This window comes from Synechococcus sp. R6-10 (assembly GCF_047461815.1).
GTDB lineage: Bacteria > Cyanobacteriota > Cyanobacteriia > Thermostichales > Thermostichaceae > Thermostichus.
This window is the reverse complement of record NZ_JANSHW010000018.1, coordinates 1-6,137: the sequence shown is the minus strand read 5'-3', so window position 1 is coordinate 6,137 and position 6,137 is coordinate 1. Positions and strand designations below refer to the sequence as shown.

Sequence of the window (6,137 nt, the reverse complement as noted above, 5' to 3'; positions counted from 1 at the left end):
CCACCTGTCAACAAGAGCGGGTGGCTGCGGCCATTGCTGAAATCCTCTCAGAAAAAACCTGCCCGTAGCACTGGTTATGGTGATTTCAAATTACACTGAAGCAGCTTGTAGATTCCAGACCTCTTTCTCCTTTGGAGAGGGGCCGGGGATGAACGAGTGATGAGGGGACTGCGGTGTTGTGGAAACTAAGCCGAAAACTAGTTCCATTACTGCTTCAACGGACGGGAAGCCTGGGGATCTTCTCCTCAGAGCAGAAATCAGGGCGCCAGGTTCGTTTTCTGCGCCGCTTCCGCTTTACCCGTATTGGGGGGCGGTTTGTCGGGATCGCCCTGTTGGTAAGTATTGCTGCTTTCAACACCGGCAACAATCCCCTGTATTTGTTGCTGGGAATGCTGCTCAGCCTTATTCTCATCAGTGGTACCCTCTCTGATCTTACCCTCAAAGATCTGGAGGTCAGCCGGCAGTTGCCTAGCCGCATTTTCGCTGGCCAGCCTGTCTTAGTGGGTCTCACGCTGGTCAATCGCAAACGGCGCCTGCCCAGCTTCTCGTTGCAGGTGAGCGAACGCATTGAGGGGCTGAGGCGGGAAGATTGGCCTTCCAGCTATGTTTTGCGGGTGGATCCCGGTGCCAAGGTGGACACTTTTTACCAGCATACTTTTTCAAGGCGGGGAGCCTGGCAGTTGCAGGGTTTTGAAGTTGCCACCAGCTTCCCATTTGAACTCTTCCGCAAGGCGGTGGCAATTAGGGATCCCCAAACGGTGATCGTGTTTCCGCGGCCTGCCTCGGTTCAAGGATTGGTGCTGTGGGATCAGCTCAGCAGCGGCAACCAATTGCGCCCCCAGCCTGGTCGAGAGGGAGACTACCTGAGCTTACGGCCCTACCGCCCCCAGGACGATGTGCGCTCTGTCCATTGGAAGATCTCGGCCAAACGGGATCAACTAATCGTGCGGGAGTTGGAGCGTCCACGATCCCAAGCCATCACCCTCTGTTTTGAAAATCGCTGGCAGCCCCAGAAAGAGAGGCCCGAGATCCATCGAGACAAGTTGGAGCGAGCTGTAGAGCGCTGTGCCGGGATCCTCTTCTACTTGATGCGAGAAGGTTACCCAGTAGCACTTGTTACGTTACAAGAGCGGACTCCTTTTGGGTCAGACCTGGCCCATCAAGATCACCTGCTGACCGTGTTGGCACGACTTACTTTTGTCGGGGATCCCCAGCTCAGCCCTCCACTGGAAAGAGAACCTGATCCCTCTGTCAAGTTTGACCTCACCCCTCAAGATCGCTGTGTGCTGCTGGCCCATCCCGACCAGGATGGAAAATCTGCCCCGGCCCATCTCATCCACACGGGATCGCTGTTGCAATTTATCCCAATTGAGTGAGCTTCAGGCCCATTTTGATAGCAGGATCCATCTGAGATTGTTTGGAAAGCTTGGCTTGCAGATCCTTGCAAAGCTTTAGGTTGAACTGCTGGAGAAGTGGTGGTTCACTGCTCCAACTTTTGTCGAAATTCTGGAATGGCCCGCCGCATTTGTCGATAGCCCTCCTGAATAATCGGATCTGCTTGATGAAAATCGAAGATCCCATACTGGCTCAGCTTGGGTTGTAAGAGCAAATCCGGCGGATGTTCGGCTAAAACACTGCGGGTAACGATTTGCTCCATCACGTTCAACGTCTTGCCAATAACGTCGAAAATATTGGGACCAGAGGGCTCATCTGGAAACCATTGGCTAATTTTTTCTTGGATCCCTTGTTGTAGGGATTGATAGCGTTTGCGAATGCGGGTGATGAAGTTGGTTTCTTCTTCGATCACTTCTCCTTCAGCATTCAAGCGCTGTCGCCGTTGAAGGGTTTCTTCCACCTCTGTTTCTTCCAGTTGCGACTCCACATCCGCGGGATCCACATGGTTGAGATTGACCGCGATGACAACATCGGCCCCCATCTCCCGCACCACTCGCACCGGCACCGGATTGACAATGCCTCCATCTCCGAGATAGCGCCCTTCGTGGTGAAAGGGAGTGAAAATTCCTGGGATAGAGATGCTGGCCCGCACGGCATCTGCCATTTTACCCGAACGCAACAGCACCTCCTGGCCTGTGATCAAGTCGGTAGCCACACAGCAAAAGGGGATCCCGGCCTCTTCAATACACAGCTCTTGCAAATGTTCTGTCAGCAGCTCATAAATTTTGTTGCCATCCAGCAGGCCACAGGTGGGAAAGACCACATCAAACAAAGACAGGATCATCTTCCAGTTGAGATCTCGCACAAAGTCTTCCAGCTCATCCAGTTCTCCCGCTGCATAAATGGCTCCCACAAAAGCGCCAATGCTCGTCCCAGCAATGTAGTCAACGGAGATCCCAGCCCGCTCTAGAGCTCGAATCACACCAATATGAGCCCATCCCCTCGCTCCGCCGCTGCCCAGTGCTAATCCCAGTTTTTTGCCCATGATTGCTCCCTCAAAAAGAGACCCAAAAGACCTCAAGAATCCTAAACCTTGCTCCCTCTAACAATTAGGTACCTGCCCTTTCCCGCAGATCGGAAGGCAGATAACTGCGTTCCCCTAAGATTTCCAGAAGGGGGCCATAGCGGTCGAACTTGACCACGCTGACCGAGGCGGCCAAAACCTCAATGCGATCCCGGTAGCGACCCAGGTCGATGCCCAGCAGGCTGCAGAGAATAACCCGAATGGTGGCCTTGTGGGAGACGATCAAGACGTGGCCGCCTGTCCATTTTTCCTGGATCTCGGCCACAACCGGCATGGCCCGATTGGCAATTTGCACGGCGGTTTCCCCCCCTGGGGGCGCGTTCCAGGCCGGCTCGGTCATCCAGCGCCAATAGGCTTCTGGGTAGGCTTCTTGCGCCTCAGCGTGGGTTTTGCCCTCCCACTCGCCGTAGTGAATTTCTCTTAGGCCCTCTCGAATCTGCATCTCCAAGCCAACTTTCTCGGCCAGGGGGCTTAGGGTAGCCAAGGCGCGCCGCATTGGGCTGACGTAGAGAGCTTGCCAAGGGATCCCAGCATAGGCTGCGGCAAAGGCTTCTGCCATTTGTTTGCCTTCGGGGGTGAGGTCGGGATCGAGAGCGCCGCAAAAGCTGCCGGAACGGCTGTAGGGAGTTTCTCCGTGTCTAAGGAGGTAAAGTCTCAGGCTCATGGGAAATATGCTTATGGGAGCGAACTTTGCCACTCTAGCTGCCCAACTTTAAGCTCTCCTTATCCCCCCTCGGGGCGGTGGTTGGTGGTGGGGATGTAGATGCGGCTGCCCGCCCACTGCAACTTTTCCCGCAGAGTGCGAAAGTAGGAGAGATCTTTTTCCAGGATCATCAGCTTGGCCGGTGTAGGCGCTTGCTGAATGTGAACCCACTGGCCGGGATTCACCGACTGAGCCAACACGCCATCTGTCCACAGGCGGGTCAACCCTTCGGGATCGGCAAGAGGCCAAATGTCCACCCTGGCTGTGCCGCTGATGACAATAGGACGGCTAGACAAACTCAGGGGACAAATAGGGGTGATGATGATGGCGTCGAGGGTGGGCTCGAGGATGGGGCCATTGGCTGCCAGAGTGTAAGAGGTGGATCCCGTCGGTGTGGCCACCAGCACGCCATCCCCGTGGTACTGATCCAAAATCTCTCCGTTGACCTCGATCTCCATGATCGCGGCAGGCAGCCGTTCTCGGTTGATCGGCTTCAGGCAGATCTCATTGAGGGCATAGTAGACTTCGCTGGCCGGACGGCCTTGCGACTTTCCCTCTCCACGGGCGGCCAAGGGATCCCCTTGCCCCAACTGCGGCTGTTCCCAAATCTGGGCTTGCAACATCATGCGGGCTTGCAAGAAAAAATCCCCTGCCTGAATGCGATCCCAGGGATCCTGTTGCAGCACCCGCTCCGACTGGGCCAAAAACCCCAGCCTACCCCCCACTTTGATTGGCAAAATCGGGATCCCATAGGAGGCTAGGTATCGTGCCGCCGCCAACACCGAGCCATCTCCCCCCAGCACCACTGCCAGATCGATGGGATCCGAGGTGGCCTCCAAAAAGACTGGGTAGGGGTTGTGGTGCAAGCCAGTGGGAGCTGTCAACACCGTAACACCGCGCCGGCGCAACTGCTCCGCACACCTCTGGCAGGCGGCTTTGCTCTCCCGATCCCCCTCTTTGTAGGCAATCACCACCAAGCCCAAGTCCATGGTCAACCTCATCAAGGGATCCCTGTCGATTGTCCCCTTCTTCAGACTGGGGATTGCTCAGGATAATCCAGACTATCCCCCCCAAAGTTAACCAGAAAATGTTCTCTTGGACGGTGAAACCGATCACCGCAGCTCTCCCTTGAGCGTCACTGCCCCCGCCAGAGCTTTCTTCTACAACTTTTAAGTAACAGTTAAGTAAATCTGAGAAGTCACCTTGAAGAATCAACCGAAAACCCCGCCATTTCCAACAGATGGCCCCAATCCGGATCCCTGAGTTCAGCCACCGGCGTAGGCTGGTGCAGACCTCAGCAATTCGGTTTATGGTATGGACATTCCCCCTGCAATTCCTCTTCTCCAAGCTGCAAACCCATGACCGCAGATCTCACCAACCGCATTTTGGGCAACCGCTACCAGCTGATTCAAGAAATTGGTAGCGGTGGTATGGGATCCGTCTTCCGCGCCTTAGACTTACACAACAACGGCCAAGAGGTAGCTGTCAAGATCTTATATGCCCCCATGCTGCTGAGCCGGGGCGACTTCCAGACAGACTTGCGCCGTCGCTTTGCCGAAGAGATCCGCGTTAGCACCCTTCTGGGGCAGCATCCTCGCATCGTCAAGGTTTTGGATCACGGCCAAGAGGGGGAGCAGGCCTACTTGGTGATGGAGTACCTCAAGGGGCAGGATCTGGGCAAGCTGATCCGAGAAAAAGGGGCTTTGCCGGTTCGACAAGCCGTTCGACTAGCCTTGCAGGCCTGTGAGGGGCTGCACTTTGCCCACACGTTTCAGGCCAAGGTAGAGGGTCGCGAGATTCGAGGCGTTATCCATCGCGACATCAAACCCAGCAACCTCTTCATCGAGCAAGTTTTTCAAAATGGCAAGCTTATCCCCCAACTGAAAATCCTCGACTTTGGCGTGGCCAAAACCCTGGCGGATCACACCCTCAGCCTGGGCACCCAAAAAGGGGGAGGATTTATCGGCACAGCTCGCTACGCCTCTCCCGAACAGATACGGGGCAAAGCCTTGGATGCCCGCTCGGATATCTACTCCTTTGGGGTAGTGCTCTACGAGATGCTGACGGGATCCATGCCCTTTCAATTGGAAACTGACTCTTTGCACAGTTGGATCCACGCCCATTGCTACGAAAGCCCCCTGGAGATCAACCCCAATACAGCTCCCCAGCCGATCCCACCCCCCTTGGCAGCGGTGGTGATGGATTGCCTGAAAAAAAACCCGGACGAACGACCACAAACGATGCGGGAGCTAGGGGAGCGGCTGCTGCAAGCCTATGACCTGACAGTGGCCACTCAACTCTCCACCAGCCAGGCCAGCACGGTGATCATCCCCACCGGCAGTGCCAAGCCTCAACAGGATGCTCCACCCTCTTCTGAGTCCAAGCCACCAATCCAAACCACCCGCAATACAGGATCAGCTTCTGGAGCCTTTGAAGATATCCGCGATGAGGATCTGGATCTCATCGAAGATGAGCCGGTCTCTCCCCCCTCCCCAGGTGCAGGGATCCCCTATTACATCACCGAGCGGGAACCCTCCTCAGCAGAAGCTCTGCCGGAAACACCGGATCCCTCTCCCCAAAGTGGGGGCGAAACTCCCAAAACGCCCTCCACAGTGATCCCAGCCAGCAACGCTCTCCCGACCGTTCAGGATCCCCCTGTCGCTCGCCCTGCCACGCCGGCACGAACCGATACTCCCCGCACTCGCCCTCTGCGGCAAGCTGCCCCCCAAACGGTTCTGCAACCTTCCGACAGCAACCTGAAGTGGGTTTTGGCCGGGGGATCCCTGGGCGTTATGGCTTTGCTGGCCGCCTTTTTGCTGTGGCCACGCCCAACGATCCGCGATAGCCGGGAAGAACCGGATCCGATCCCTACCGCTGAAGTAACCCCAACACCTACACTCGAACCTGCTCCCACTCCAACGCCGACACCCACCCCGACTCCAGCACCAACACCCA

The 6,137-nt window shown here is 56.2% G+C and carries 5 protein-coding genes; 2 read left to right on the top strand and 3 right to left on the bottom strand.

The annotated features are described in order from the left end of the window. Nucleotides 1-332 precede the first annotated feature (332 nt). A complete protein-coding gene (locus NW837_RS00595) occupies nt 333-1,376 on the top strand; it encodes a DUF58 domain-containing protein (protein WP_414328787.1) in 1,044 nt (347 codons plus the stop codon). A 104-nt stretch (nt 1,377-1,480) separates the two neighbouring features. Here NW837_RS00595 and NW837_RS00590 read toward each other — a convergent pair whose 3' ends face one another. The 3 genes from NW837_RS00590 to NW837_RS00580 form a co-directional block, all read right to left on the bottom strand. After that, nucleotides 1,481-2,440 (bottom strand): patatin-like phospholipase family protein, encoded by a 960-nt coding sequence (locus NW837_RS00590; protein ID WP_414328786.1) that lies wholly within the window; start codon nt 2,438-2,440, stop codon nt 1,481-1,483. A gap of 64 nt (nt 2,441-2,504) precedes the next feature. Then, complete coding sequence (locus NW837_RS00585; protein WP_011432118.1) at nt 2,505-3,143, bottom strand: histidine phosphatase family protein; 639 nt, start codon at nt 3,141-3,143, stop codon at nt 2,505-2,507. A 59-nt stretch (nt 3,144-3,202) separates the two neighbouring features. Next, complete coding sequence (locus NW837_RS00580) at nt 3,203-4,171, bottom strand: NAD(+) kinase (RefSeq protein WP_414328788.1); 969 nt, start codon at nt 4,169-4,171, stop codon at nt 3,203-3,205. 369 nt (nt 4,172-4,540) lie between these two features. On the opposite strand from NW837_RS00580, the gene NW837_RS00575 reads away from it, so the two are divergent. Further along, nucleotides 4,541-6,137, top strand: a 1,597-nt coding sequence (locus tag NW837_RS00575) for a serine/threonine protein kinase (protein ID WP_414328785.1), incomplete at its 3' end; no start/stop codon positions are given.

Bases quoted from the DNA above. Each gene is read 5' to 3' on its own strand.
- NW837_RS00590 (WP_414328786.1), bottom strand. From the start codon at position 2,440: ATGGGCAAAAAACTGGGATTAGCACTGGGCAGCGGCGGAGCGAGGGGA.
- NW837_RS00585 (WP_011432118.1), bottom strand. From the start codon at position 3,143: ATGAGCCTGAGACTTTACCTCCTTAGACACGGAGAAACTCCCTACAGC.
- NW837_RS00580 (WP_414328788.1), bottom strand. From the start codon at position 4,171: ATGGACTTGGGCTTGGTGGTGATTGCCTACAAAGAGGGGGATCGGGAG.